Source organism: Streptomyces sp. NPDC028910, assembly GCF_055564955.1.
Window position 1 is genome coordinate 1 of the sequence record NZ_JBVHVF010000042.1, and the last position, 24481, is coordinate 24481.

20 protein-coding genes, 1 tRNA gene and 2 pseudogenes are annotated in these 24481 nt (G+C 70.4%); 10 read left to right on the top strand and 13 right to left on the bottom strand.

The window, feature by feature from the left end; translation table 11 throughout:
* The first annotated feature begins 348 nt into the window (after positions 1–348).
* Positions 349–555, top strand: a complete 207-nt coding sequence (locus tag ACZ4TV_RS32225; protein WP_468138755.1) for a hypothetical protein — start codon at positions 349–351, stop codon at positions 553–555.
* Between the two features lie 50 nt (positions 556–605).
* On the opposite strand, the gene ACZ4TV_RS32230 is transcribed toward ACZ4TV_RS32225, so the two are convergent.
* Positions 606–920, bottom strand: a complete 315-nt coding sequence (locus tag ACZ4TV_RS32230) for a hypothetical protein (protein WP_468138756.1) — start codon at positions 918–920, stop codon at positions 606–608.
* A gap of 138 nt (positions 921–1058) precedes the next feature.
* Here ACZ4TV_RS32230 and ACZ4TV_RS32235 point away from each other — a divergent pair, with 138 nt between their 5' ends.
* On the top strand, positions 1059–3602 hold the full coding sequence (locus ACZ4TV_RS32235) for a helicase associated domain-containing protein (RefSeq protein ID WP_468138757.1): 2544 nt from the start codon (positions 1059–1061) through the stop codon (positions 3600–3602).
* Positions 3603–3752: 150 nt separating this feature from the next.
* Here ACZ4TV_RS32235 and ACZ4TV_RS32240 read toward each other — a convergent pair whose 3' ends face one another.
* The gene (locus tag ACZ4TV_RS32240) at positions 3753–4139 is read right to left on the bottom strand and encodes a hypothetical protein (protein ID WP_468138758.1); all 387 of its coding nucleotides are present in this window, start codon (positions 4137–4139) and stop codon (positions 3753–3755) included.
* Between the two features lie 241 nt (positions 4140–4380).
* A complete protein-coding gene (locus ACZ4TV_RS32245) occupies positions 4381–4746 on the bottom strand; it encodes a DoxX family protein (RefSeq protein WP_356772235.1) in 366 nt (121 codons plus the stop codon).
* Between the two features lie 60 nt (positions 4747–4806).
* On the opposite strand from ACZ4TV_RS32245, the gene ACZ4TV_RS32250 reads away from it, so the two are divergent.
* Positions 4807–5688, top strand: a complete 882-nt coding sequence (locus ACZ4TV_RS32250; protein ID WP_468138759.1) for a LysR family transcriptional regulator — start codon at positions 4807–4809, stop codon at positions 5686–5688.
* Between the two features lie 1186 nt (positions 5689–6874).
* On the top strand, positions 6875–7231 hold the full coding sequence (locus ACZ4TV_RS32255) for a hypothetical protein (protein WP_468138760.1): 357 nt from the start codon (positions 6875–6877) through the stop codon (positions 7229–7231).
* Between the two features lie 171 nt (positions 7232–7402).
* Here the strand turns inward: ACZ4TV_RS32255 and ACZ4TV_RS32260 are convergent.
* Both ACZ4TV_RS32260 and ACZ4TV_RS32265 read right to left on the bottom strand, forming a co-directional pair.
* Positions 7403–7597, bottom strand: a pseudogene (locus ACZ4TV_RS32260) (5-methyltetrahydropteroyltriglutamate--homocysteine methyltransferase); the annotation flags it as partial.
* Positions 7598–7660: 63 nt separating this feature from the next.
* On the bottom strand, positions 7661–8395 hold the full coding sequence (locus ACZ4TV_RS32265) for a DUF4328 domain-containing protein (protein ID WP_468138761.1): 735 nt from the start codon (positions 8393–8395) through the stop codon (positions 7661–7663).
* Positions 8396–8917: 522 nt separating this feature from the next.
* Between ACZ4TV_RS32265 and ACZ4TV_RS32270 the strand changes: the two genes are divergently transcribed.
* Together ACZ4TV_RS32270 and ACZ4TV_RS32275 are read left to right on the top strand one after the other, a co-directional pair.
* Positions 8918–9364, top strand: coding sequence for a GNAT family N-acetyltransferase (locus ACZ4TV_RS32270; protein ID WP_468138762.1), 447 nt, complete (start codon positions 8918–8920; stop codon positions 9362–9364).
* 359 nt (positions 9365–9723) lie between these two features.
* Positions 9724–9797, top strand: a tRNA-Asp gene (locus tag ACZ4TV_RS32275).
* A gap of 186 nt (positions 9798–9983) precedes the next feature.
* Here the strand turns inward: ACZ4TV_RS32275 and ACZ4TV_RS32280 are convergent.
* Complete coding sequence (locus tag ACZ4TV_RS32280) at positions 9984–10250, bottom strand: hypothetical protein (RefSeq protein ID WP_468138763.1); 267 nt, start codon at positions 10248–10250, stop codon at positions 9984–9986.
* A gap of 920 nt (positions 10251–11170) precedes the next feature.
* On the opposite strand from ACZ4TV_RS32280, the gene ACZ4TV_RS32285 reads away from it, so the two are divergent.
* Positions 11171–11710 (top strand): hypothetical protein, encoded by a 540-nt coding sequence (locus tag ACZ4TV_RS32285; protein WP_468138764.1) that lies wholly within the window; start codon positions 11171–11173, stop codon positions 11708–11710.
* 357 nt (positions 11711–12067) lie between these two features.
* On the opposite strand, the gene ACZ4TV_RS32290 is transcribed toward ACZ4TV_RS32285, so the two are convergent.
* From ACZ4TV_RS32290 to ACZ4TV_RS32300, 3 genes and pseudogenes are all read right to left on the bottom strand, one after another.
* Positions 12068–12478, bottom strand: a complete 411-nt coding sequence (locus ACZ4TV_RS32290) for a hypothetical protein (protein WP_468138765.1) — start codon at positions 12476–12478, stop codon at positions 12068–12070.
* Positions 12479–12882: 404 nt separating this feature from the next.
* A pseudogene (locus ACZ4TV_RS32295) lies at positions 12883–13119 on the bottom strand (RHS repeat-associated core domain-containing protein); the annotation flags it as partial.
* Between the two features lie 111 nt (positions 13120–13230).
* Positions 13231–13359, bottom strand: a complete 129-nt coding sequence (locus tag ACZ4TV_RS32300; RefSeq protein WP_468138766.1) for a hypothetical protein — start codon at positions 13357–13359, stop codon at positions 13231–13233.
* Between the two features lie 35 nt (positions 13360–13394).
* Here ACZ4TV_RS32300 and ACZ4TV_RS32305 point away from each other — a divergent pair, with 35 nt between their 5' ends.
* The 3 genes from ACZ4TV_RS32305 (at position 13395) to ACZ4TV_RS32315 (ending at position 16717) form a co-directional block, all read left to right on the top strand.
* Positions 13395–13577: a hypothetical protein gene (locus tag ACZ4TV_RS32305; protein ID WP_468138767.1), complete on the top strand. Its 183-nt coding sequence runs from the start codon at positions 13395–13397 to the stop codon at positions 13575–13577.
* A 570-nt stretch (positions 13578–14147) separates the two neighbouring features.
* Positions 14148–15917, top strand: a complete 1770-nt coding sequence (locus ACZ4TV_RS32310) for an aminotransferase class I/II-fold pyridoxal phosphate-dependent enzyme (RefSeq protein WP_468138769.1) — start codon at positions 14148–14150, stop codon at positions 15915–15917.
* A complete protein-coding gene (locus tag ACZ4TV_RS32315) occupies positions 15914–16717 on the top strand; it encodes a phosphatidate cytidylyltransferase (RefSeq protein WP_468138770.1) in 804 nt (267 codons plus the stop codon). Before ACZ4TV_RS32310 ends, ACZ4TV_RS32315 begins: the two co-directional genes overlap by 4 nt.
* A 74-nt stretch (positions 16718–16791) precedes the next feature.
* Here ACZ4TV_RS32315 and sbnB read toward each other — a convergent pair whose 3' ends face one another.
* From sbnB to ACZ4TV_RS32335, 4 genes are read right to left on the bottom strand one after another with little or no spacing between them, the layout of a single operon-like run.
* Positions 16792–17883 (bottom strand): 2,3-diaminopropionate biosynthesis protein SbnB, encoded by a 1092-nt coding sequence (gene sbnB / locus ACZ4TV_RS32320; protein ID WP_468138772.1) that lies wholly within the window; start codon positions 17881–17883, stop codon positions 16792–16794.
* Complete coding sequence (locus ACZ4TV_RS32325) at positions 17880–18953, bottom strand: TauD/TfdA family dioxygenase (RefSeq protein WP_468138773.1); 1074 nt, start codon at positions 18951–18953, stop codon at positions 17880–17882. Before ACZ4TV_RS32325 ends, sbnB begins: the two co-directional genes overlap by 4 nt.
* A gap of 40 nt (positions 18954–18993) precedes the next feature.
* Positions 18994–21507, bottom strand: coding sequence for a non-ribosomal peptide synthetase (locus ACZ4TV_RS32330; RefSeq protein ID WP_468138774.1), 2514 nt, complete (start codon positions 21505–21507; stop codon positions 18994–18996).
* A 39-nt stretch (positions 21508–21546) separates the two neighbouring features.
* Positions 21547–24162 (bottom strand): Pls/PosA family non-ribosomal peptide synthetase, encoded by a 2616-nt coding sequence (locus ACZ4TV_RS32335; protein WP_468138776.1) that lies wholly within the window; start codon positions 24160–24162, stop codon positions 21547–21549.
* Positions 24163–24481: the final 319 nt, after the last annotated feature.

The following is a 24481-nucleotide window of genomic DNA, read 5'->3' on the forward strand; positions in this document are numbered from 1 at the left end:
CCCGCGGAGCGGGGTCTCAGGCGCTGGCGCGCCTGAGAGTGAAGCCCTCCGCTGCGCTCCGGGCTAAGGCTCCGCTGACGCTCCGCCAGATTCCCGCGCAAGCGCGGGAATCGACGTCCGCTTGCGGACGTCGGGGGAGGGGCCGGCGCAAGCGCCGGCCTGGTGACGCTGACGCGTCACCAGGTACCCGCGCAAGCACGGGTATTGACGGGCCTGCCGGCCCGTTCGGGATGTCCGCTGACGCTCCCATCCCTCTAGCCCTTCCGGCTTCGCCTCCAGGGCTTGGGCCCGCGGTCGCGGGCGCTGGCAGTAGGGGGTCGCTGTCCTCGGGGCGAATATCGTTCCCTCATGGACAACGATCAGACCGGGACCACGGGCGGAAGCCTGACAGACGACGAGCTGGAACAGCTCAAGGCACTCCTTCGGCGCTTCTGCACCTACGACATGGACCAATTCGAACTCATCAAGACACAGGCTCCCTACAGGGACGCGTACATCGTGATGTCCTCAGCGCCGATCGCGGACACCGTGCCTGAGCAGTACAACACCATCTGAGGCGCGCCGGATGCCGACGGTGTGCTGCCCAGCCGGTGTGCCGGCATGGGCTAATCCTCGGTGCGCAGGGTCAACGGGCCCAGCCTTTGTACAAGCTGCTCAAGGCTCAGGTGTCCCCTGAAAACGTCCCAGCTCGCGATCAGCCGGCCTGGGGTGAGCCCCAGGCCGAAGACGTGCATGAACGTCGAGATCATGCAGAACGCGACCTCACCGTTGGCCGCATCAAGCCCCCTGGCTTCCAGATCGGCCTTCAGCCACACAAGCATCGCCGGCACCGATTCTCCGGCCAGCGCCCGACGACGCAACTCCTGGTCGACCTCCTGTTGTGTCCGCCCCCGAGCCACGGCACACACCCCCTCATCCACGAGGACTGCTCACAGCAACCCTCGTTCCGGTACAGTCATGAGTATGCATCATACGAATGATGCAGTGTGTAGCATCCCGAGAAAAGTGCCATCCCCTTCCGGCGGTCCTCTCTTCGCTTGATTTTCATGGAGTGCCGAATGCATAAGACCGGTGACATCGCGCTGCGACCCCATCAGGAGGAGGCAGTGGAGGCTATTGTCCGTGGGCTGGATATTCCTCCTGGGAAACGGATTCCGGAGGCTGGTCTGCGGGCCACGGTGGTGGCGGCGTGCGGGACCGGGAAGACCTTCATCGCGGCCGCGGCGGCGCTCCGGCTCGCCCGGCACGGGCGGGTCCTGGTGCTCCTGCCTACCCTCGATCTCCTGACACAGACGGTGCGGGAGTGGCGGCTCGCCGGACACACCGGGCCCGCGGTCGCGGTGTGCTCGCTCGGGGACGACCCGCAGCTGTGGCAGCTCGGTGTCCGGACCACCGTGTCGGCGCCGCAGCTGGGGCTGTGGCACGGGCGCGGCCCCGTCACGGTCTACGCGACGTACGCCTCTCTGCCGGTCATCGCCGAGGCCCACGAGGGCCTGTACGGACTGCCGATGGACGTCTTCGACCTCGTCGTCGTCGACGAGGCGCACCGGACGTCCGGGTCGGCGGGGAAGGCGTGGGCCGATGTCCACCGCCAGGAGGTGATTCCGGCGATGCGCCGGCTCTACATGACCGCGACCCCGCGGATCTGGATGGAACGGCCGCCGCGGACCTGGGCGCAGGAGCGGGCGCGGGAGGAGGCGCGCCGGCTCGCCGAGGAGGAGGAGGAGGAGGAGGAGCGCAGGGAGCGTGAGGGGGCGGAGGCGGAGGGGCGGGTCTATGTTTCCCGGCCGCGTTGGGACCGGCTGCCGAAGGAACTGGCGTGCTCGATGGACGACAGGCGGGTGTTCGGGCCGGTCGTTTATGAGTTGTCGCTCGCTTCGGCTATTTCCCGGGGGCTTTTGGCGAAGTATCAAATTGTGGTGGCGGAACTCACCGACCCTGTTGTCACGCCAGACCGGCTGAATAGTGAGGAGCGGTACGAGGAGCAGCTGCGCGGCCAGCGCCTCGCCGCGATGCAGACCGCCCTCCTGGAGACCATGGCCGCGCACGGGCTGCAGACCACCATCACGTTCCACCACCGCACCGTGGAGGCGGAGGCCTTCGCCGCGGGACTGGACCGCGTCGCCCGCCGGCTCCACGCTGTCGATCCCGTCCGGCATCCGGAGCGGGTGTGGGCCGGGTGGCTGTGCGGGGAACACGAAGGCGCCCACCGGCGGGCCGTGCTCGCGGACTTCGGCCGCCGGGCCGGGCGCGCGGTGCTCAGTAATTGCCGAGTTCTCGGTGAAGGGGTTGATATTCGGGCGACGGACAGCGTGGCCCTGATCGACCCGAAGGGGTCGGCCGTCGACATCGTGCAGGCGATCGGCCGGGCCTTGCGGCAAAAGCCCGGTGAAAGGAAGATGGCCACCCTAATCGTGCCCGTGTTCTTGCGGGAGGGCGAAAAGCCTGAGGACATGCTTTCGTCGAATTCATACCGGCCGCTAATTCGGGTTTTGGCTGGACTTCGGGCGCATGATGAAAAGGCTGTGGAAATGCTCGCTGTTCCGCAGGCGAACCAGAAGAGGATCGTGGATCCGTCTGTGCCGGTCGGGAAGGCACCGGAGGAGGGCGAGGAGGAGTCACGGCTGCTGCTCCGGTTCGCGGCCCCGCGGGACCCGGCGCTGATCGCGAAGTGGATCAGCTACACGGTCATCAACACCGAGCGGCAGGACTGGCGCCGGGGCGCCGAAGCCGCGTACCGGTACCGGCAGCGGGAGGGGGACCTGGACGTACCCTACGAGCACGTCGAGCCGGAGGGGGCGTTCCCGCTGGGGCGGTGGCTGTCCGATCAGCGGCGCGCCTACCGGGCCGGGACCATGACCGGCGAGCGCGCGGCCGAGCTGGAGGAGCTCGGGATCGTCTGGGACACCGCCGACGCCGGCTTCGAGCAGAACCTCGGCGCCGCCCGCGCCTACTACGAGCTGCACGGGACCCTCGCGGCCCCACGGGGCGCCACCATCCTCGACATCGCGATCGGGCAGTACCTCACGAACATCCGCCGCCCCGGCGGACTGGGCAAGGACCCCGGCCGGGCGCAGCGTCGGGCCGCCGCGCTCGCCGCGATCGACCCCGACTGGAACCCGGGGACGCTCGGGTGGACGGTGGACTGGCAGCGGCATTACGCCTACCTCAGCCAGCTCCTCGCCGAAGGCGCCCGCCCGGCCGCGATCGTGCCGGGGGTGACCCGGCACGGCGAGGACGTCGGACGCTGGCTCGCCACCCAACGCCGGGCCTGGGACCGGCTGAACGAGGAGCAGCGGCGCCGGCTCGGCGAACTCGGCATCAAGAAGGCTGTGCGGGCGCGCACGACGACCGCGAAGGCAGCTACGGCCAGCAGGCCGCGCGCGGGCAGCGAGGCGTTCCACAAGGGCCTTGAGGCCCTCCAGCAGTACATCGCACGGGAGGGCGCCCTGCCGGGGCGCGCCGGTGTGCAGGAGATGCCGGATGGGGAGATTCGCCGCGTCGGGGTGTGGCTGGCCAACCAGAAGCAGCGCCGCGACCGGCTCGACCAGGCGCAGCGCGCCGCTCTGGCCGAGCTGGGGATGGACTGGGCCGCCTCGTGATTGCGGGGCAATCACCCCGGCCGTCAGTCGTCGCCGGGTGATTGCCCCGCAATCACCCTCACCTGTTCCAGAAAACTGGAACGGGGCGCCGTCGGCGGGCCGTCCCTCCGGGGCCAACGGGACTGACGGGACTGAAATCCGCGATTGGGTTCATGGGCGCGGGTAGCCGTGGCCCGGTGGCGGGTACTCCCGGCCGGGAAGTTCGGCGACGCCGTAGAGCACGATCCGGTCGAACTCCGTGATCTCCCCCGGAGCGGCGTCGCCAGCTTCGTCGATCGCCTTCAGCAGTCGCATCGAGCGTTCCTGGTCCGCCTTGGCCCGTGCCGAGGACCGCGGCCCCGGCAGGGTGTCCGGCGGGGGTTCGGCGGCCTGCGGGAGGTGCAGGGCGCCGGAGCGCCACGCACCGCCCAGCACCACGCCACCGGCCAGCAGGGTCAAGGCCACGCCCACGACCTCGTACCCGGACCACTGCGCCCACCAGCCGGCTGCGGCCAGCGCACTGCCACCGGCCCGGCGCTGCCTGCCCGTCCACACCATCCGATTCCCCCTTCTCGCAGTTCTCGCCGGTCAGGATGTGGGCCCGGCGCACGCCCACACCACCCCGCCTGGCGCAGCCTTCACCCGGCCCCGGCGCGGGCAGCGTGGACCTGGCCGAGCTGTGCCGCGCCGCGCCGCGCCGCGCACGGTGTGACCAGCCCTGCCGTCACCGCGCTGTGCCACCAGACTGACCTGTCGCAGCGAAGGTTGAGTGTTCTCATCGAACGTTGAGCGGTGCCGATCAGGAGGACACGGTCAAGGCCAACGAGGCGACGGCGGTGGCGAAGTAGAAACCGGGAAACGCGAGGTTGTAGAGCACGCGGGCGCGCAGATGGAAGGCGAGCGCGCCCAGGTAGAGCAGGACGAGACCGCAGGCCGCGGCGGCACCGAGTGGGCGCAGTGCCGCGTCGAAGAGGCCGAGGAGGAGGCCCGCCGCACCAGCCAGCTTGAGGGCGGCCAGCCAGGGCAGCCAGGATCGGGGCACACCCACCTGCGCCGAGTTGGCCAGCACGAAGCGCGCCCCGGCGAGGTCGGCTGCGGCTATACCGACGTTGACAGCGGCGGTGAACAAGGTGACGACGAGGAATGCGAGCTGGGTACCGGTCATGCCTTCAGGGTCCGCGGGCACTTCGGCACCGTCCAATACCTGCTTCTATAACCTGGTGGCATGGACGTGGACACGCGCCTGCTTCGGTACTTCGCCGCAGTGGCGGAGGAGGGCAGCCTGACCGGGGCGGCGCAAAGACTGTTCGTCTCGCAGCCCGCGCTGACCAAGCAGATCCGGCGTTTGGAGGACGATCTCGGGGTACCGCTCTTCGCGCGTTCGCGGTCCGGGATGGCGCTGACCGAGGCCGGTCGAGAGCTCGCCGCGCGGGTGCCCGCACTGCTGGACGGCTGGGACGAGGCGGTACGGGCAACCGGCCGGGCGGCGCGGATGCTGCGCCTGGGCTTCCTGGACGCGGGCGCCGTGGGCGCCGTCCACGAGGTCATCGCCGAGTTCCGCCAGGCGCGGCCGGGGTGGCGGGTGGAACTGCGTCAGTTCGACTGGTCGGACCCGAGTGCCGGCCTGGCCCGGGGCGAGGTGGATGCGGCAGTGGTGCGTTTGCCGTTTCCGGGGCAGGAGGGGCTGAACGTGCGGGAGTTGTTCGTTGAGGAGCGTGGGGTGCTACTGCCGGCTCGACATCCGCTGGCGAACAGCGGGACGGTGGAGTTCCGGGAGTTGTGGGACGAGCCCTTCGTCGCGGCCGGAGCCGAGACCGGAGCCTGGAGGGAGCACTGGCTGGCGGCGGAGGAGCGGGAAGGGCACCCGGTCCGGGTCGGCGCCGTCACCAGCCGGCCCGACGAGTGGCTCGGAGCGGTGGCTGCCGGCTGCGTAGCGCTGGCGCCGGCGTCGACGGCCCGTTTCTACTCCCACCCGGACGTGGTGTGCCGTCCAGTCCGCGGGGTCTCACCGAGCCGGGTAGGGCTGGCCCGACCAAAGGGCCGGACACGCGAGGCGGCGCTGGATGAGCTGCTGGAGGCCATCGCGCGGCGGTTGAGCCGGAGCTGACGACGGAGCTGACGACGGGGCCGACAGACCGCCGGCACGCTGCCCGGCCGGATCGGCGCCACTCCCGGCGGCAGCCGCGTTGAACGGGCTCGCCCAGCACGAGGACACCCGCGGCGACCGCCTCGGTCGGGTGTGCGTAGGCCATGACCGCCGACCGCGCCGCCCCGATTGCGCTCAATGGTCCCTACGTTGTGCTGCGGGACCGGGCGAGCCCTTCGTATGGTTGGCCCACCCAGGGGCGTGGGGCGTGGCACATGTGGTCGATGTCCACCCCGGCCGGACCCTGCGCAAGCACGTCGTCGTGATACGAGTGCCAGACGCCCCCGGTCAGGGCGCAGTTCGCGCCGATCGTGGGAGCCTCGATCGCCTCAGCGATCAACAGATCTGCCCTTGCCGGGCAGCCGTTCTTGTCGTCGTCCTTCCAGTGCGGGTACAGCTCGCGCTTGTAGCGGTCGCGGATCTCCTCGGCGATCGGCAGGGAGGTGAAATGGCCTGCGTGAGCGTGTACTCATCAGCGTGCGCCACAGGGGCGGGAGCGAGGGCGGCGAAGGCTCCCCTCACGGCTGGCCGGCCCCTCTTCCAGGGTCGGCCAGATCGGCCTGAGGCGGGCCTGCAAGACGGCCGTCGCGTCATCCGTCCGAGGGGGTCGGGCGGGGCCGTCAGGCGCGCTCGGGGGGCCGGCTGCGGCACGGTGACGGCATGCGCCGCTGGTCTCTGCCCCTGCTCCTCGCCGCGCCTCTCGCGGCCTGCGGATGCGTCACCGTCCAACCCGCCCCCGGCCCGGCCTTCGAGGCTTGGTCCGCCACCGTGCCGGCGGACCACAAGCACCCCGCGGGTCTCCGACCCGTTCATCCCAGCGCCCGGCCGGCCCTGCCCCTCTCGCGCCTGCCCGAACCTCCGTCCGCAGCTCCGGCTGGCGCCCCTGCCGAGGCGGGCAGCGCAGCCGGCCCCGACCGTCGCGCATACGGTGGCTGCGATCTCGGCGAAGGCGAGGTCCTCGTGCACAGACCGGCTCGGTGGACGAGGTGCGGCCTGGCTGTCCGGCTAGTGCCGTGACCGGAAGGGTCCGGTGGCACGGAGCCCGCCACGCCGTGGGATCACGGAGGATCGATTCGCCGGTCGGAGCCCCCCTAGGGTCGTGCCCGCAATGCCCGACCCGCCTTCCCGGAAAGGGATCCTCTCCCTCATGAAGCTCCGCACCACCGCCGCCGCTGCCCTGGCGGCCTTCGCCCTGGTCCTGTCGCTGCCCGGTTCGGCCCTCGCCGCCGAAGGCTACTTCCACTACAAGTACGTCGACGGATACGGGCAGGAGCAGCACGTCACCCTGCACGACCCGCACAGCGGCAAGTGCGTCAACCTCCACGCCGTCAGCGACGACGACGAACAGCCTGGCTACGGCCCGCACAACGACACGGACTCCGCCGTGGTCGTCTACGCCGGCGCCAACTGCGAGGGCCCGGAGTGGAAGCTGCGCGCACACGGCAGCCCGGCGCGCGACGACCTCCTGGTCCGGTCCGTGCGCTTCGCGGTCAACCCCGGCTAGCGGCACCGGCATTCGAACCCGGTGAGGCTCGGGGCGGGCCGACCGCCCCGGGCCTCGGGCCGGCTCAACCCCGGACAGGGGCTCACCGTACCGGCGCGGCGTCCACGTCACCCGGGACCCGTTCGGCCCTCCCGCCCGCTGCTCAGGGGCGGTTCCGATCGCGGTGACAGGCCCGAGGGTCCGGGAGGCGAGTGCGGTGCCCTGTACACGCGCTGCGATCTTGGCGAAGGCGACGTCACGTGTGGTGGAGGTGTCGTCGGCGTACGGGGAGAAGCCGGCGTCGTCGCAGGTGCCGAGCTACGCGACGGGGATGTACGCGGCGGCTTCCAGGACCCGTTCCCGTACCTGTTCGGGAGTTTCGATGGCCGAGGGGCGGCCCCGGCCGTATTGCGTCCCGTGGTGGGGGACCGGGGCCTGTCCCTCGCCCCGCTACACCGCTGCGACGACGGGTCCCTGCGCGGCCCTGGCGTGCTGCATCGCCGTGAGCCTGCGCACGAAGAGCACCGCGAGGAAGGCCGCCGCGATGTCGAGAACGTCGCCGACCAGCATCGTCGTGGCCGCGTCGCGCACGGCGTCGGGGCTCTGGGCACGGCTGTAGGACATGCCCCCGTACCACCCCAGGACCCGAGACAGGACGAACACGCCCCACCAGAGGTTGACCAGGGTCAACGGGAAACGCCGGTAACCCCCGTCGGCCCCGAGGGGCATGCTCGACCCCCAGGTGGTCACGGCGATCCGGTACGGCAGCCAGAGGTTGGCGAACGGTACGAACCAGGCACCGATCGCCCAGCCCGGCGAGAGCTTGTCCGTGCCTGGCGCGAAGACTTCGGCGTTCGTGCGCACCCGGTGGAACCAGACGATGAAGACGATGCCCGTCACGATCAGGGCGTTGCCCTGGATCGTGCCGACCAGACCGGTCAGTCTCTGGCCTCGGTCGAGCTCGGCATCACTGACCGTGGCGGAGTCCGCGAGAAGCCGCTCCATGAGCGTGCGCATGTTCCAGTCGGCGTACACGGCATACGCGGCGAGTCCGATGACCAGCCAAAACAGTGCAGTTAGCGCGGTGGCCAGGCCCACGGGAGAGCGCAGCCGTACGCCCTTCACGTCAGGCGCGGCGTACGGGGACGGGGCTGGGGTCGGCGGACCGACCGGAGCTGCGGACATGCTGAAGAACCCCCACGGATACAGGACATGAAACGGGCGCGCCCGACTGGGCGGGCCAGGCAGGAACCTACGTCAGCCAACCCGTCCGCGTCACACCCGTTTCCCCAGGTCAGGGCGAACGGCCGCTGTACCTGCACCCCTGGGAAGGCCGTGTTGAGAACCCCGGCGAGGCAGAAGAAACGTCGGCAACGGCAACGGGACGGATCCCGAACACCATAGAGACCGCTCATGGCCGGCCGCCTCGTCCTGACCCGCAGGCCAGGGCGCAGCGCGCCGGGCCTCTCCTGCGCCGACTGTGGGGGGCGGCCCCGGCCGTACTGCGTCCCGTGACCGGGGCCTGTCCCGCACACTCCACTTCGGCACGGGCGGGGATGGAGCCGTGCCAGCCCGTCGCGGAAGCGTGCGTGACCCGCCGGGCAGGTCCCAGGCTCCCCCTGCTCTGCCGCTCGCGGCCCTGACGTGCACTTCCCCACACAGCAATCGCGGTTGACGCGCCGCGGCGCGCACCGGTTTGCTGGGCCGATGACCGACCTGCGCATCCAAGCGGTGGACGACGACGCCTCGATTCACGACTGGCAGTACGTCCACAACCTGATCATCCCCGGCGACGTGCTGTCCTTCGACGACGTCCGTGCCCGCACCGGCCGCAACCGCATGGAAGTTGCCTACCTCGGCGACGTCCTGGTCGGCTGCACCACCGTGCGCCCGCCCACCGGCGACAACGGCGCCACCACCACGGTCATCGCCCGCGTCCTGCCCGAACACCGCCGCCATGGCCTCGGCTCCCGCCTCTACGAGCGCGCCCTGGGCCAGGCCCGCGCGTTGGACGCTCAGGTCATCGAGACCGTGGTGTTGGCCTCCAACCCGGACGGGCTGCGCTTCGCTGAGCAGCGCGGCTTCGTCGAGGTCGAACGCTATCTGCTGCGCGACGGCGACACCGTGCCCTGGATCGACCTGCGCCTGACCTGACCGCAGGCCGGGCGCAACACGCCTGGCCGGCTGGTGCAGGGCGGCCCCGGCCGTACTGCGTCCCGTGACCGGGGACCGGGGCCTGTCCCGCACACTTCATTCCGGCACGGGCCGGGTGGAGCCCAGCCCGTCCGGTGAGCCACCAGCCGCTGTTCTGCACGCGGGCGACAGTCAGTTGATCCTCATCAGGCTGTCAGTCGCCCGGCTCCACAAGACCGGCCGGGGCGCAGGGCTGGGCGGGCAGCGTGTGGTCATGCTGGATGCGGCGCTGCCGTTCGCTGCACGGCTGCGACAACAGGCTTGAAAACCCGCTACGCGGGTCCTGGCTGGAACGCATAGGGTGCGCGTACCGCGGCGGGGGAGCTGTAGCGCAGAGGTAGACGCGCCCTCTTGTCAGGAGGGGATGACGCCGGTTCGAATCCGGCCTGCTCCCCCGTCGTGCGTACTGCGAAACGGCCGACGCCGGGACGGATCCCGAACCCGAACCCCCGGGGAGACCACGCGTTCTGACCCACAGGCCGGGGCGCCCGGCCCGAGACGGTCGTTTCAGCACGGCGGCCGTACGTCCCTACGCGGCCGGGACGCGGTCTGTCGGCATGCCGACCGTCCGGCGGCCGGTTCAGGCGACGACGATGGGCAGGAAGGCGACGTCGGCGCGGGGGGCTGTGCCGGGGTTGCCGTTCCCCCGGACGGTGAAGGACCACTGCCGTTCGGTGTCGGCCAGAGCGCGGTCGGTGGGCTCGTGGTTGGGATGCCCTTCGATCTCCTTGATCGCCTGCTTGATGGAGGCCTCGGAGTCGCTGGTGCGCACGAAGAAGATCAGGACGGTGCGGGTGGTGCCGTTGTCGACGTACCGCAGGAGCTGGTCCAGCGCCCCGTCGACCATGGCGGGGCCCCTCCAGATCTTGCACTCGACGATCAGGGTGTTCCGGTCGGCGATACGCAGGAGGATGTCGGTCTTGCCATCGCCGTTCTGGCTCTCGGCGGTGGCGCGGCCTTCGAAGTAACTGGCAGTCGGCGTGAGAATGACCTGCCAGTCGTCACTCGTGTCAGCGGCAGGTGCGCGCTGACTGTCAGTGTCAACTACCAGGTCACTAGGGCTGCGCCACTGACATTCAGATGGCGATGTTCCGCTGACGCTCCCCCGCAAACCATCAGGCTGGGCTGGAGAACGCCGAAGAACTCGACCTGACCAACCCTGCGGTCGTGGAGTGGCGCGGCGGCGGCCCGGAGACCTGGACCGAGCCCCCGCCGTAGCCCCTGCCTCCCTGCTCCCGGCCCGTCCTAGCGGGGTGGGATCGCCACCCAGGCCTGCATCAGCTCGGCCAGGTGCTCGTGGAGCTCTCTTCCATGCGGGTGGTCTCGCGGTGTGGCTTCTCAGCCGCCTTTGCCGGGGAGTGTGGCATAGGTGGAGTGACCGGGACACGTGGCATCGGAGGGCTCCGCCAGATCGCACATCGGCGTGCCGCGAGGCGAAGGCAGCAGCTACGGAGGAGTCGGTTCGGGCCGCGGGCCGCGGCGCGGCGCTGCAACGCCCTCAGCGTCCGGTCCACCCCACCGCCCCCTTCCCGTCCTCCGGCGTGTGCGGGCCGGATCGGTGTCGGCCCAGCCGGTTCCAGCGTGCCGCACGCGCCCGGCCCAATGGCCCGGGTCTGGTGAAAGCACCAGCCCCAAGGGGGCCGTGCGGCTCCGGGCTCTCGGACCCCGCGATGGGCACGAGCGGGGCGTCCTCGCCGCCGCACGCGGTGAACCGCTGTGGTCGATGCCGGTGTGTGACGGCGGCCAACCGGCGTAGCGTGGTGGGGTATGAGCGAGGTTGTGGAAGCCAGGGGTGGGAAGGTTCCGCCGAATTTTCCTCCGAAGTCGCCGCCGCCGCAGAAGAAGCCCGTGGAGCCGCCGCGGCCGCAGCCGGCGACGAAGCCGAAATCGCTCACCGGGGTGCCGCCCCGGCTGGTCGTCACCAGCCGGCGGGCGCGGGTGCTGGCGTTCCGTGCGGACCAGTGGGCGGCGAAGAAGGCCGCCGGACAAGCCGCGCTCGCCGTCGCCGAGTGGGACTACCCGCTGCTGGACGAGCACGACTTCCTCAAGACAGTCCACGGCCTGGTCCACACTGCAGTGGCAGCCGGCGGGAAACGCGTCAGCGTCCACCTCGCCGACCAGAACGCCAAGATCCTCGTCGTGGTCCTCAATCATCAGACCGGCAAGCAGGACGATGTGGGACCCGTTCCGGCGGAGGTGGCGGTACTGCGCACCGTCGACGCCTGCGGCGCCCACACCGACCATGACGGCCACGCCTGGTGGGCACTCCTCGACGCCCAGCCCCAACCGAAGAATCATCTGGCATAGCACCACAGGCAAGAACCCGGCCTACTCCGGCCGGAGCCGGGCTGGATGCTGCCGACCGGGGCCGGTGACCGGCGACGTGTGACGGCTGCCGGACCTGCCCGCGGTCGACAGCGCCACGGCGGCTGGGAGCAGCCCGTCCGAAGGCGGCTCCCCGCAGTGGCTATTGCACCCCTGGCGCCTTCGACCACGAGCACCAGTGTCTGGTCGTACTCGCGCCACGCCATGACGAATCGGGCGGAAGCTCGTAGGACTTCTCGACGTTCCCGGTGGGGCCGCTCCATCGGACCGTGTTATCGCCTTGGGTCCAGGCGACCACGACGTCGGGTTCTGCTTCTGCCGCTGGACTCATTCTCTGGTTTATCGCCAGGTGTTGGTGTCCACGATCTCGCCGGTCTGAAGGTCGATGCGGCCCTGGAAATCACCCGCGTTGCGCGTGACCATGATCACGAGCGGTCGACCCTCCTGTGGGAAGGCGGTGTAGAAGCCGTGCATGTCGTTCGGGTCGTACACCAGGTCGCGCGGCGGGTGCAGCCGGAACCGCTCCGAGCCGTCGGCTCGGTAGACCACCGCGTTGTCCGACGGGGTGAACGGTGCAGTGTTGATGGCTTCCACCACCAGCACCAGCGTCTCGTCGTACTCCCGCCACGCCATGACGTCCTGTGGCGGACGCTCGTACGACTTCTCGACGTTCCCGGCGGGGCCGCTCCACCGGACAATGTTGTCGCCCCGGGTCCAGGCGACTACGACGTCGGGATCGGCTTGTGTCACTTGGGGATCTCCGTGGGTGGGCCGACTGGGATCAGCCGGGCTCGGTCTCCGAATTCCATGATCTCTATTTGAGTTCCGCCGCCGGGCAGATGGCCCAGCTTCGGGTCCGTCTGGGGTCCGATGATGCTCTCCTGGACGAGGATCGGGTCACCGTCCGAGATGCGGTAGCGCTGCAGGAGCGAGACGTCGTCCTTCCAGTCGGTGCGGACGGCCAGCTGATCTCGAACGAACTGCTGGTTGGGGACGTTGTCGAAGGTACCGAACCCGCCCGGTCGGGTCTGGCCCTGCGAGATCACCATGTTGAACTCCTCTCCTGGCTTGGCGAAGCGGGCGAGGATCGGCGACCCCTCCAGGTGTGGAGGTTCACGCCTGGCCGGGGGAAGGGCCTTCTGCTCCTCGCCCTTCTCCGGGCAGGGGCTGAGGCCCAGTGGGTCCGCCCACACGTGTGGGTTGGTGACGTAGGCGACCGGGTTCGGGGACGGCGCGAGGCCCAGTGGGTCGCCTGTCAGGTAGCGGGCCGTCTCCGGGTCGTAGGTGCGGAAGTAGTTGTGGTGGAGGCCGGTCTCGGGGTCGTAGTACTGGCCCGGGAAGCGCAGCGGGGTGTAGGCGGAGGCATCCCGGTTCCAGCTCGTCGTGCCCCATCGGCGGCCCGACCATCGGGCCGCGCCGGAAACATGCCGAAAGATCCCCTTTTCTGGCAATAGCCCTGATTCTGGGGCGAGTTGGGAGCGCACCGCACAAGCCGCCTACGCTTACGCGAGGCCCGGATTCACCCCTGCGGAGGACACGAAGCCCGGCCCCACGACCGCCAGGTCACAGCCCCGCCGCACCACCCGGACGGCCCAAGCCAGGGCGACGGCCAGCGGCGGAAATGAGGTCATGGAAAGGCCCCCGAACCCGATTGGCGAGGAGAACCATGGGCATCAAGGACCAGTTCCAGGACAAGGCAGAACAGCTCAAGGAACAGGCACAGAAGGCCAGGGCAGCCGCCCAGGACGAAGCCTCGGAGCGCCGCCAGCAGGCCGAAGAGCGCGCCCAGCAGGGACAGGAACAGCTCAAGGACGCCGCAAACGACGCCCGCGACCGCTTCCAGAGCTGACCCGACAGCCTGCGCAGGGGCCGGCCACCTACCCCGGTGGCCAGCCCCTGCCGCGTACTCAGCCCGCCGCCGCGGCAGCCCCCCGCCCGAACCGCGGCACGTCTTCCACCGTCACATCCAAGCGGAACCGCTGGAACCGGAGCGGGTGCCGAAAAACACCCTGGTCAACCGCCCTGTCCGCGCTCACCTCCGCCACCAGGTCCGGGCGGACCAGCGTGACGTCCAGGACGTCACGGCTCCCCCACGCCGAGGCGAACGTGACGCCCGTCCAGGGCAGGGCACCGTGCGGCCGACCGCGCACAGCCGACCTGCCTGATCGTGGCGGCCGAGGACGAGTAGCTGCGGGCGGGCGAGGGTGCCTGTGATGGGGCCGATGATCGCCTCGGTGGTGTCGCACCGTCTGATCTTGGTCCTTCTCTGCACCAACGCGGCCGAGCTGCTCGGCCGCGCGCTCGGGGCTTGAGGGGGTCCGGCTTTCGTGTCGTCGGGGTGAGTACGCGTACTCAGGTGTCGTCGGCCGGGCTGCTCCATGCTGATGCGCGAACGTCGGATCGTCTCAGGGAGACACGCATGGACCATGCCCTGCAGTTGCGCGCTGCCACGGGTGGGGATTACGACTGGATCCACGAGTTGCGTCATCGTGTGTACGCGCGGGAGCTGGGGCAGCATCCGGTGGATCCGTCGGGGCGGCTGAGTGACGGGCTCGATGGCGACAACGTGTATCTCGTGGCCGCGCGCGGGCGGACGCGGATCGGCTTCGTCAGTCTGACCCCGCCGTGGGTCGGCCGCTACGCGCTGGAGAAGTACGTGACGCGCGAGGAGTTGCCGGTCCTGGCGCAGGAGGCGCCGTTCGAGATCCGGGTCCTGACCGTCGAGGAGCGCTGGCGGTCCACCGTGGCGGCGCCGCTGCTCATGTACGCGGCGCTGCGCTGGGTCGCGGCGCGGGGCGGCCGGCGGGTGGTGGCGATGGGGCGCACGGAGCTGCTCGAGATGTATCTCGGCGTCGGGCTGCGGCCGGTGGGGCGCACGGTCCGTTCGGGTGCCGTCTCCTTCGAGGTGCTGAGCGGGTGCGTGGCCGAGCTTTCGAGGACGGTCGGTGAGCGCTACGGGCGGACGCTGGAGCGGCTGCGGGCGGGCCTGGACTGGCGGTTGGACGTGGCGTTCGCGCCGCGCGCGGACGGCTGTGAGCACGGCGGTGCCTTCTTTTCGGCGATCGGTACGGACTTTCGGACGCTGTCGCGTCGTCATGAGGTGGTGGGGGCCGATGTACTGGACGCCTGGTTCCCGCCGTCCCCGGGGGTCCACGCGGTCTTGACGCAGGATCCGGGGTGGGTGGCGCGGACCTCGCCGCCGACGGGCGCGGAGGGGCTGCTCGCGGAGATCGCCGGGGTCCGGGGGCTGGCGGTGGAGTCGCTGGTCGTCGGGGCGGGCTCGTCCGACTTGATCTTCCGGGCGTTCGGCCGGTGGCTGACGGCGGGCAGCCGGGTGCTCCTGCTGGATCCGGGCTACGGCGAGTACGCCCATGTCACCGAGCGGGTGATCGGCTGCCGGGTGGACCGGCTGCGGCTGCGCCGGGAGGACGGCTGGCTGCTCGATCCGGGCCGGCTCGCCGCCGCGACCCGCAGTGGACGGTACGACCTGGTGGTGGTGGTCAATCCGAACAATCCGACCGGCCGCCACGTGTCCGCCGACGCGCTGCGCGCGGTGATCGAGGGCTCGCCCGCGCGGACCCGGTGGTGGATCGACGAGGCGTACCTGGGCTATGTCGATCCGGCGGACTCGCTGGCCCCGCTCGCCTCGGTCGACTCCAGGGTCGTGGTCTGCACGTCGCTGTCGAAGATGTACGCGCTGTCGGGGATGCGGGCCGCGTATCTGGTGAGCGACCCGGACACGGCCGGGGAGCTGCGCCGCTGGACGCCGCCGTGGCCGGTGAGCCTGCCGGCCCAGCTGGCCGCCGTGACGGCGCTGCGCGACCCCGGGTATTACGCGGAGCGCTGGGCGCGGACCCATGTTCTGCGCCGGGGGCTCGCCGCCGGGCTCAGGGAGCTCGACGGGTTCTCCTCGGTCGAGGAGGGGGTGGCGAACTTCCTGACGGTGAGCCTGCCGCCGGGCGGGCCGAGCGCGGCCCGGCTGGTGGGCGAGTGCCGCCGCCACGACGTGTACGTGCGGGACCTGTCGCCGATGTCGCCGGCGTACGAGGGGCGGACCGTTCGGGTCGCGGTTCGGGACACGGCGGACAACGCGCGGATCGTGGCGGCGTGCCGCAGCGCCCTGGAGGCGCTGCGCGCGGCGGTGGCGTCGGGCGTGCCGGGCGGGCTGGGCGGGCGGGTCTTGCGGTGACGACGGTCGCCGCTGTGGTGCCGTACCTCGGCGGGGCGCTGGCGGTGGGAGGGCTGGCGGTGGTGGCGTCCGGGCGGCGTGAGCTGATGGTCCGCTGGTGCGTGTGGGCGCTCGGGGTACCGCTGGTCAGCGCCGCGTTCTGGGCCGGTCCGGCGGGGATCGCGGTGCTCGCGGCCGTGGTCGGGGTGGTCGCGGTGGTGGAGTTCGGCGGGCTGCTGCGGCTGGGTGCGGGGGACCGGGCGGTGCTCGGCGCGGCGGTGGTCGCTCTCGTGCTGAGCGCGTGGCTGGCTCCCGGGGAGGTGGTCCGGGTGGCGGCGGTCGGGGCGCTCGCGATCGCCGGGGTGCCCCTGTTGTCGGGCGATGCGGAGCATGGGCTGCGCCGTCTGGGGGCGGGTCTGCTGGGGCTCGTGTGGCTGGGTGCTCTGGCCGGTCTGGTGCCGTTGGGTGCTCTGGGTCTGGTCCTGTTCGTGGCCGTGTCGATCGCCGACATCGTCGCGTACGCGGCGGGTCGCCGTCTCGGCGGGCCCCGGCTCTCCCCGTTGTCGCCCGCCAAGCGGTGGAGCGGCACGCTGGCCGGGGCGGCGGCGGGTCTGTGCGCGCTCGCCGTGCTGTCGTCCCTGACGTGGCAGACGGCGGTGGCCGTGGCGGTCGGCGGCCCGCTCGGGGATCTGCTGGAGTCGATGGTCAAGCGGGGTGCCCGTGCCAAGGACGCCGGCCGTTGGCTTGCCGGCTCGGGTGGTCTGCTGGACCGGATCGACTCCCTCCTCGTCGCTCTGGCGGTGCTGCTGGTGCTGGGCTGAGCGAGGGTTGCGTCCCCCGGGCGGCAGGCCTGCGTCGGGCGTGGGTCCGCGACCCGTCCGGCGGGCTTGACTGCTTATCCGTATCGGCGCAGTTCGTGGAAGAAGCCGTCGATGACGTGGAGTTGGCCGGTGCGGGCGGCCTCGTCGTAGACGTGTTTGCCCAGGGCGAGGTCGAGCACGCCCAGGCCGAAGGGTGAGAACACCACCGGCCGGTCTTGCGGCGGTGCCGCGCGGCCGGTGGTGACGTCGTGCAGGGTGCCGGTGAGGAAGTCGCGGTTACCGGTGAGCTGTTCGGCCAGGTGGGGTGAGGTGTCGGCTTTGAGGCAGTGCTCGATGTCGTCGACGATGTTGGTTGAGGCGAGCAGGATTTCGGGGGCGAGGTCGCGCAGTGATACGTGCAGGACCAGGGGGTTGTGGTCGAACCATGCCGGATCGCTGACGTGTGGCCGGCTGGCGATGGTGGCGAAGACGAGCAGGTCGTGGGAACGGATCAGCTGCTCGGGGCTGTCGTGCACGGTGATCGGGGTGTTCGGGTGGGCGGCTCGCAGGTAGCTGCGGAAGCCGGCTGCGCTGTCGGCACAGATGTCGTGCACGCCGATTTCGTCGAAGGACCAGCCGGTCGCGGTCAGGAAGGTGTGGATGTAGCGGGCGATGAGGCCTGTTCCGAAGAATCCGATGCGGGCGGGTCGTGTCCGGCGGCCTCGGCTGAGGCTGTGGGCCGCTGATGCGGCCATCGCGGCCGTTCGGGTGGCGCTGATGATGGAGCTTTCCAGGCAGGCGAACGGGTAGCCGGTGTCGTGGTCGTTGAGGATCAGCACCGCCGAGGCCCTGGGCATGCCGGCCTGCACGTTGCCGGGGAAGCTGGAGATCCACTTGAGGCCGTCCACCCGCGTCTGTCCGCCGATGGACGCGGGCAACGCGATGATGCGGTCGGCCGGGCGGTCGGGGAAGCGCAGGAAGTAGGACGGCGGGTTCACCGACTCCCCGACGGCGTGGAGATGGTAGGTGGCCTCGATCAGTTCCATGATCTGGTGTTCCTGGCCCTGGAGGGTGCGCTGGACCTGGGCTCCGGGGATCACGGCGAACGGGGGCACGGCGATCGGTGGTGGCGCTGTGTCCGGGTCGGGCAGGGGGGAGGGCGTGATGGTGGGACGGGGCGTGGTCATCGGGTGCTCTCCTGGGTGGTCGTGGTGGGCGGGAAGGGGGTCGGGGGCTGTGGTTCGGCCATGGCGAGGAGGACCTCGCGCGGTGGCTCGTACGGTTCCCTGCTGTGGGCGGTGCGGATGTTGTCGATGAGCATGAGGTCGCCGGACTGCCACGGCTCGCGGACGGTGTGCTCGGCGTAGACGGTGTTGATCAGCTGGACCATGTCCTCGCCGATGGGGTCGCCGTTTCCGAAGTGGGTGTTGAATGGCAGGGCTTCGGCGCCGTAGACGTCGATGAGGTACTCCCGTACCTCGGGTTCCAGCGTCCATTCGTTGAGGAACGCGATCTGGTTGAACCAGCAGCGCCGGCCGGTGGCGGGATGGCGCACGACGGCGGGGCGGCGCTGGCGGGTGCGCAGGCCGCCGTCGCTCTGCCAGGCGAACTCGATGGCGTGGGCGCGGCAGTAGTCCTCGACGGCTGCCCGGTCGTCGGTGGCGAACGCCTCGGTCCAGGAGGCGCCGATGTCGTCGTTGTAGGTGCGGGTGAGTAGCCAGCCGTGCTGTTCGAACCGCTGGATGAGTTCCGGTGGCAGTGCGTCCAGGACGGTGGCGGAATCCGCGAGGGCGGTGGCTCCGCCCGTGGTGGGTGGCGTCAGGCAGGCCAGGAGCAGCAGTCCGGGAGGGCTGTGGGTGTAGCTGAGCTCGTGGTGCATGCACATGGGCTGGTTGGCCGGCCATGCGGTGGAGGAGTACACGCCGGGGGTGTAGGTCTGACGGGGGGCGAAGGCTTCGGTGTCGGTCATCAGGGCGGGGGTCAGTTGGCTGAAGACGGCGCTGACCTGCCCGGTGTCGCGCAGGCCGAGTCCGCGGACGAGTACGGCGCCGTGTCGGGTGACGAGGTCGCGCAGGGTGTGGCGGTGTTCGGCCGCCCAGGCCGGCGGATCGGCCGGGGTGGGGGTGGGGACGTGCAGGATCGGGGGTTTGCCGGGGTGCGGGTCCACCCGGGGTACGAACGCGGGCGCGGGCGTGGGTGTAGGCGCGGGCGCGGGGCTGGGGCGGGGGCTGATCGGGGTGGGGCTGGTGAGTGACATGGTTTTGTCCTTTCGGTGGTGTCGAGGGGGTGGCCGGCGATCAGGGGGAGGCCGGCTGTGCGGTGGGGCGCCGGTGGGACGCGGTGTCCAGGAACCGGGCCAGATCGGTGAGGACGGGGTGGCGGGTGACGTCTGCCGGGGACACGGCGCGGTTCAGGGTGATGGCGAGTTTCACGGCGGACAGGGAGGTGCCGCCTTGGTCGAAGAAGTTGTCGCGCCGGTCGATCCGGTCTTGCGCGATGCCGAGCACGCTCGCCCAGGCGGCCGCCAGCCGCTGTTCGGCGGGCGTGTTCGGCGCGTGGACGTCGTCCTCGGCGGCGTGAAGCCGCTCGGCCAGGACCGTCAGGGCTTTCCGGTCGATTTTGCTGTTGGCGGTCAGCGGGAGGCTTTGCCGCCAGTGGATGGCCGAGGGGACCATGTACGGGGGCAGGGACGCGCCCAGCCGGTCCAGCAGGATGCTGGTTTCCAGCGGGTGGGGGGCGGTGTAGAACGCGACCAGGTGGCTGCTGTGGTCGGGCCGTTCGGTGACCACCACGGCGCTGTCGCGGACCCCGGGTGCGCGGAGCAGGGTGTTTTCGATCTCGCCGGTCTCGATACGGAAACCGCGGATCTTGACCTGGTTGTCGCGGCGGCCGAGGAACTCCAGCTTGCCGTCGGGCCGCCAGCGTCCGACGTCGCCGCTGCGGTACAGGCGCCTGCCCTGACGGTGGGGATCGGCGAGGTAGGTCGGCCGGGTGCGCTCGGGGTCGTTGACGTAGCCGCGGCCGACGCAGACCCCGGAGAAGGCGATCAGGCCGGGCGCGCCGAGCGGCACCGGGTTGAGGTGCTCGTCGACGACGTAGAGGTGCACGTTGTTGACGGGCCGGCCCAGCGGGACCCGGTCGGTGTCCGGTGTGCGGTCCATGACCTCGTGGTTGGTGTCGTCGCTGGTCTCGGTCAGCCCGTAGGCGTTGACGAGTTTGATGTGGGGCTGGGCGGTGAACCAGCGCTGGGCGAGTTCCTTCTTCAGCGCCTCACCGGTGACCGACACGTACCGCAGGTCCGGCAGTGTGCGGGGGTGCTGTTCGAGATGGGACAGGACGACGTCGAGGTAGGAGGGGACGACCTGGAGGACGGTGACCTGGCCGCGGGTGACGGTGTCGACGAAGCGTGAGGCGTCGAGGATCGCGTCCTGCTCGATGAGCAGGGTCCGCCCGCCGGCCAGCAGGGGGGCGAGGAGTTGCCACAGCGAGATGTCGAAGCACTGGGGTGCGGTCTGGGCGACCACCTGCCCTTCGCCGATCTCGAGGTCGTCGATTTTGGCGTAGAGGTGGTTGAGCATGCCCTGGTGTTCGCACATCGCGCCCTTGGGCTCGCCCGTGGAGCCGGAGGTGAAGTAGATGTAGGCCAGCTGGTCGGGTGCGACGTCGATACCGAGATCACTGCCGGAATGCTCCTGGGCGGTGGCGGTGTCGACGAGCAGCGTGCGGACTGCGGGCTGGGAGGCGAGGGCGGGCTGGAGGGTGGTGGTGGCGGCCGGTTGTGTCATGACGAGCCCGCATCCGGCACGGGTCAGCATGGCTGTGATGCGTTCGGCCGGCAGGTGCGGCTCGATGGGCAGGTATGCGCCGCCGGCTTTGAAGACGGCCAGGACGGCGGCCAGCCAGTCCAGGTTCCTGTCCATGGCCACCGCGACCACCCCTTCGCGGTGGAGTCCTTGGGCCCGCAGGGCGCGGGCCAGCCGGTTGGCGCGGGTGTTGAGCTCCTGGTAAGTCCACGTCCGGTTGCCGTGCTGGGCGGCGACGGCGTCCGGGTGCTGCCGTACGCGCTGTTCGAACAGCTCGTGCATGCGGCGCTCGGGCAGGTCTCGGCGCGGCCCGGCCAGGCCGTGGAGCTGCAAGCGGAGCTCTTCGGCCGACAGCAGGCTCTGAGCTGTGTGGTCGGCATCCGGGTCAGCGGTGATCAGGGCGAGCGCGGTCAGGTGGTATCCGGCGATCCGGGCGGCGCAGTGCGCGTCGAGGACGTCGGTGCGGTAGCGCAGTCGCAGCGTCAGCTGTCCGTCGTCGTGGTGGGTGATGCCCGTCCACAGTGCCGTGTCCGCGGCCGGGGTGCTGCTGATGCCGGTGGGATCGAGCACGGTCTCGAAGGGCGGTTCGGGCAGGCCGAGTTCGTGCCTGAGGTCGTCGACGGGGAAGTCCTGGTGGGTCAGCAGCTGCGCGAGGGTGTGGCGGGTGTGCAGCAGCAGGCTCCGCCATGAGCCGGGGCCGATCGTCAGCCTGCACGGCAGCGGCCGCCCGCCGGCGCCGGCGACGTAACCGGTGGTGACCTCCTGTTCGCCGCTCAGCGCGGCCAGCACCTTCGCGTGGGCGCTCAGCAGCACACAGTCCAGCGGCACCGCCAGGTCGTCCGCCAGCCGGCGCAAGGCTGTCGCTTGGCCGGCCGGGACCGGCGTCCGGTGCTCGGCCACGCCCGCAACCGGCACCCGGGTCCAGCGCGGCAGGGGTGTGAAGCCGCCGCCGGTTTCGGCCAGGACGTCATGCCAGAACTCTCTGCTGGTGGATGCGTTGAGTGCCATAAGGGGTCTCTCCTGTGCTGGTACTGACGTGGTGGGGCATCAGTTGTCGATGTCGGTGTCGGGCAGGTGCCGGGCCGGGTTTCCTGCCCACCGGGCCCGTTGCGGGACCTGCTCGCCCTTCATGAGGAAGGAGTCGCAGGCGAGCTGGACGCCGTCTGCCAGCGTCACGCCGTAGTGGACGAACGCGCCGACACCGAGGGTGCAGCCGTCACCGATCGTGGTGCGGTCGGCCTTGAAGGCGCCGTCCTCCTGCGAGTGGCACTGGACCACGGTGCCCGCGTTCAGCGTGCAGTCGTCTCCGATGGTGACCAGGGTCCGCTCCGGGAAGAAGCAGCCGTCGTCGAAGACGCGCTTGCCGATCCGAGCGCCCAGCAACCGCCAGATGACGTTCTTGAACGGGGTTCCGTCGAAGATCTGCGCGTAATCGACCGACGCCATCTTCCAGAAACGCTCGTGCCGCCAGAACGACGGCTCGTAGATCGAGCAGTACAGCGGTTTTTGGGCCTTGAATCCGGTGGCGGCCCGTTCGATCAGGGCGAAGTAGACGACGGTGAACAGCAGGGTGAGGACACCGGCCAGCGCGAACGCCGACGCGCCCAGCGAGGGGTGGAGGGTCGTGGCGCCCAGGGCGATGAGGGCCACGGCGAAGACGTGGATCCACCGCGCCATCAGGTACAGCCCGGCCGTGACGGCGTTGTGCCGGTTCTTGGCGGCCAGGCGCCGGCGCAGCTCGCTGCCGCTCTCCAGGTCCTGGAACCGGGTGTCCCGCATCACCGTGCGTGGAATGGCGAAGGGGGGCGAGCCCAGCAGGCCGACGTTTTCCCGTACTTCTCCGTCGACCGGGACCATCACCTTCGTCGCCAGCAGGCAGTTGTCACCGGCCTTGGCCTGTGAGGGGTAGGCGATGCGGTTGCCGAGGAAACTGTGGGCTGCGATCGAGACCCGGGAGAGTGTGAAGGAGGTGCTGGAGTATGCGGCGTTGATGACGGACAGGCCGTCGGCGACCATCGTCTTGCTGCCCACCGAGCTCAAGAACGGGCTGTCGTGCTTCACTTCGGTGCCGAAGTTCGAGCCGGTCTGTGTGACACGGGACAGGTCGTAGCCGAGGTAGCGCAGGTAGTGGACGATCGCGGAGCTGTCCCCGAACAGCGCCGTGAAGAACTTCCTGTTGGTCAGAAGAGTGATGGCCCGCTGCAGAGCGTAGTGGAAGCCGTAGAGCGGATAGACCGTGTCCGGTTTGACCGCCAGATTGAGCAGGCGCGGCACCACGCCCTGGATGAGCAGCCCGGCGAGAGCGGCGCCGAAGAACAGCACGAAGGACGCGGCCAGCGCACCCAGATAGAACGTCCCGCTCGTGAACGCCGGCGCCCCGGCCTGAGGCGAGGGTGTGTGCAGCTGCCACAGGGGGGCCAGCAGCACGGTGACGGCGCCGCTGGTCAGCGGCAGATACACCAGCAGCAGGGCGAGCAGTTGCCCGACGGTGTAGCGGACTTTCCTGGCGGTGGAGCAGTCGACGGCACCGACCGTACGGAAGTCGGTGCGGGTGGGCTCGGCCGGTGAGCCGTGCCAGCGCTCGCCGGCGGGGACGCTCTGACCGGCGTGCAGGCTGGAGGCGTGCCCGAGCTGGGCCTGGCTGCCCATCGAGGTGTTGATGTCGAGGACGGTCTGTTCGCTGACGAGGACGTCGCCGGCGAGGGTGACGGGGCCGGTCTGGATGAGACCGGCGTGTGCCCGGTAGCAGGAGAAGAGCGCGTCCTTGCGGATCACCGTTCCGTCACCGATCGTGAGCAGATCGGTGCAGACGGGGATGTGCGTGGAAAAGATCGCGACGTTACGTCCGATCTTGGCGCCCAGCGCCCTGAGATACGCCACGTACAGCGGCGACCCGGTGAACAGACGGGCGGGGCTTGTGCGGATCAGGGTTTTGACCAGCCACCAGCGTACGTAGCGAAGGCTCCAGACGGGGAACTCGCGGGGTGTGAAACGACCGATGAGGGTCCACTTCGCCACGATCGGCACCATGCACAGGCCGGCAAGGCCCGCGCTGCCCGCCAGTACGGATCGCAGGTAGACATCGAGCACACCGGTGGCGGCGGCGACCCACTCGAAGCCTCGGACGGCGGCCAGGGCGGCGAGGTAGGAATAGCCGAGGTAGATCAGGAACTGCAGCGTTCCGCACAGCAGGTACTGCCCTGTGCGCGCCCGCGTCGTCGTGCTGTGTGCCGGCGTTGATGCCGGGACGGCCGGCTGGGCGGCCGGATGGGCGGATGGCTGGGTGGGTACGGGCGCGGCCGCTGCCGGTTCGGTGGCCACGGGACCGGCCGATACGGGCGCCGAGGCCGCGGGCGCGGGGTGGGTGAGTGCGGAGGCCAGGCCGTTGGCTGTGGGATGCCGGTAGACGTCCTTCATCGATACGGGCGGCAGGTCGGCCCGTTTCCTGACCCGGGCGCAGAACCTCGCCATCACCATCGAATCAGCGCCCAGATCATCGAAGAAGTTGCTGTCGCCCGGTACCTGTTCCACGCCCACGACATCGGCCAGCACCTGCGCGAGGAGCCGCGCGGTCTCGGCGGCCGGGCCGCCGGATGTGTCATGTGGCGTGCCTTCGGGCCTGCTGCGGGGAAGCGTGGAGACGTCGGTGGATTTCTCTACCATGTGTGCTCCTTGACGACGTTGCGGGCGCCGCGGGCGGCGGCGGTCGGCAGCCGCGGGCCACGCAGTGCCCAGGCCGCGAGGCCGTGAGCTTTCGTCCGGTCACCACAAAACAAAAACATGTACAGTCCACCTAAATGTGTGCGTTCCGCTGTCGGGAGATGCCTTTCGGTAGCGTCGGCGTCGTGTCGTGGGGACGTCGCCTTCCGTCCGTGAGAGGCCTCGGGCCTTAAGGGCGGATTCGCGTTGCCGCCCCTCCAGTAGGCCCGGCCGGCACATACCCGTCACGCCGCTGAAAGTCGTAACTTGACGCCACGCACCG

Excerpts from the sequence above, each read along its gene's own strand:
- sbnB (WP_468138772.1), bottom strand. The coding sequence starts at position 17,883 with ATGACCACGCCCCGTCCCACCATCACGCCCTCCCCCCTGCCCGACCCG.
- ACZ4TV_RS32245 (WP_356772235.1), bottom strand. The coding sequence starts at position 4,746 with ATGACCGGTACCCAGCTCGCATTCCTCGTCGTCACCTTGTTCACCGCC.
- ACZ4TV_RS32235 (WP_468138757.1), top strand. The coding sequence starts at position 1,059 with ATGCATAAGACCGGTGACATCGCGCTGCGACCCCATCAGGAGGAGGCA.
- ACZ4TV_RS32325 (WP_468138773.1), bottom strand. The coding sequence starts at position 18,953 with ATGTCACTCACCAGCCCCACCCCGATCAGCCCCCGCCCCAGCCCCGCG.
- ACZ4TV_RS32240 (WP_468138758.1), bottom strand. The coding sequence starts at position 4,139 with ATGGTGTGGACGGGCAGGCAGCGCCGGGCCGGTGGCAGTGCGCTGGCC.
- ACZ4TV_RS32225 (WP_468138755.1), top strand. The coding sequence starts at position 349 with ATGGACAACGATCAGACCGGGACCACGGGCGGAAGCCTGACAGACGAC.
- ACZ4TV_RS32310 (WP_468138769.1), top strand. The coding sequence starts at position 14,148 with ATGGACCATGCCCTGCAGTTGCGCGCTGCCACGGGTGGGGATTACGAC.
- ACZ4TV_RS32330 (WP_468138774.1), bottom strand. The coding sequence starts at position 21,507 with ATGGCACTCAACGCATCCACCAGCAGAGAGTTCTGGCATGACGTCCTG.
- ACZ4TV_RS32270 (WP_468138762.1), top strand. The coding sequence starts at position 8,918 with ATGACCGACCTGCGCATCCAAGCGGTGGACGACGACGCCTCGATTCAC.
- ACZ4TV_RS32335 (WP_468138776.1), bottom strand. The coding sequence starts at position 24,162 with ATGGTAGAGAAATCCACCGACGTCTCCACGCTTCCCCGCAGCAGGCCC.
- ACZ4TV_RS32305 (WP_468138767.1), top strand. The coding sequence starts at position 13,395 with ATGGGCATCAAGGACCAGTTCCAGGACAAGGCAGAACAGCTCAAGGAA.
- ACZ4TV_RS32265 (WP_468138761.1), bottom strand. The coding sequence starts at position 8,395 with ATGTCCGCAGCTCCGGTCGGTCCGCCGACCCCAGCCCCGTCCCCGTAC.
- ACZ4TV_RS32300 (WP_468138766.1), bottom strand. The coding sequence starts at position 13,359 with ATGACCTCATTTCCGCCGCTGGCCGTCGCCCTGGCTTGGGCCGTCCGG.
- ACZ4TV_RS32285 (WP_468138764.1), top strand. The coding sequence starts at position 11,171 with ATGAGCGAGGTTGTGGAAGCCAGGGGTGGGAAGGTTCCGCCGAATTTT.
- ACZ4TV_RS32255 (WP_468138760.1), top strand. The coding sequence starts at position 6,875 with ATGAAGCTCCGCACCACCGCCGCCGCTGCCCTGGCGGCCTTCGCCCTG.
- ACZ4TV_RS32250 (WP_468138759.1), top strand. The coding sequence starts at position 4,807 with ATGGACGTGGACACGCGCCTGCTTCGGTACTTCGCCGCAGTGGCGGAG.
- ACZ4TV_RS32280 (WP_468138763.1), bottom strand. The coding sequence starts at position 10,250 with ATGGTCGACGGGGCGCTGGACCAGCTCCTGCGGTACGTCGACAACGGC.